The following is a 1,018-nucleotide window of genomic DNA, read 5'->3' as shown; positions in this document are numbered from 1 at the left end:
CCACCACGTCGGCCGAATCATAGGACGGGACGATGTCGTAGCCTTCCGAGCGCAGCTGGGTGAGGATGCGCTCGGAATCGACGAGGGCCTTCGGGCAGCCAAGGCTGACGAAGCCGACTTTGGGGTTCAGCTGGGACATGGAATCGCGGGACTCTGGGGGCCTGGGCCCCTGCCGGCATGGCAGGGGGACCTGGGGGCCGGGGCCTGAAAGGGCGCCAGTATACCGGGGTTGGGCCACGGTCCCTGAACTGCCGCGACAGTCCCTTCTCCGCCCCAGGCCGAGCTTTCAGGGCAAGGCGACGGGCAATTCGTCCACTTCCACCGGCTCGAACCGGTATAGAGCGCCGAACTTCAGGGCATAGGCATCGGCCGGCGCTACCGGAATCACCATCTGCGGCAGAACCGCCTCCCCCTCCGCACGGAAGTGCAGGTTGACCACGCCGGGCTGCTCCACGGCGCGGGTAAGCAGGACAAGTCGGGCATTGAATTTCATGAGAACTCCAGGAAAAAAAGCGGCCGCTTTCACCGGCGGCCGATACGGTTGAAACCCGCGGCACCTGCCGGGGACGGCAGGCACCGTGTCACCACACACCCATACGCACGCGCAGGCGTCCGGCCTCGTCGAAGACACGCCAGTTGCCGTCGCTGTACTCGGTACGCYGGCCGCCGCCCGGTGCGCTGACGCTGAACGCATCGGCCACCACGTCGAAGCGCGAGACCTGTCCATTGGAGGCCAGCTGCACGCCCCCCACCCTGCCGTCGGCGCGGACATTGACCGACCACTGCGCGGATGACTCGGTGCCACCGGCCGACCAGGTCGGCGGCGTGGTTGCTGCCGCATCCACCTGGCTGAGCATCGGGCGGAACATCCAGAAATAAGGCGTGTCCTCACCGGTACCGATCACGATGACGCGGAAGCGCGCGGATGCCGTATTAGCGGGCGCCTGCGTTATCAGGAATGGCCGCGACACCCTGTCCAGCGTGATTGGGATTCCCGTGTTGTTGCGGACGCCCGGAC

Annotated in this window: 2 protein-coding genes and 1 pseudogene; all 3 read right to left on the bottom strand. The window is 66.6% G+C overall.

Features of this window, described 5'->3' with window-relative positions; genetic code table 11:
- Window positions 1-139: pseudogene (gene rimO, locus AC1VAN_RS22875) on the bottom strand (30S ribosomal protein S12 methylthiotransferase RimO); the annotation flags it as partial.
- Window positions 140-286: 147 nt separating this feature from the next.
- Window positions 287-493 carry a hypothetical protein gene (locus tag AC1VAN_RS22870; RefSeq protein WP_032975021.1) on the bottom strand — a complete coding sequence of 69 codons (207 nt, stop codon included), beginning with the start codon at window positions 491-493 and terminating at the stop codon, window positions 287-289.
- Between the two features lie 88 nt (window positions 494-581).
- On the bottom strand, window positions 582-1,018 hold a 437-nt coding region (locus AC1VAN_RS22865; protein WP_480986872.1), incomplete at its 5' end, for a hypothetical protein.

The sequence above is a fragment of the Stenotrophomonas sp. 05L44_2 genome (assembly GCF_056665995.1).
Note: the sequence above shows the minus strand (reverse complement) of the source record. Positions and strands in the feature narration are given on the sequence as shown.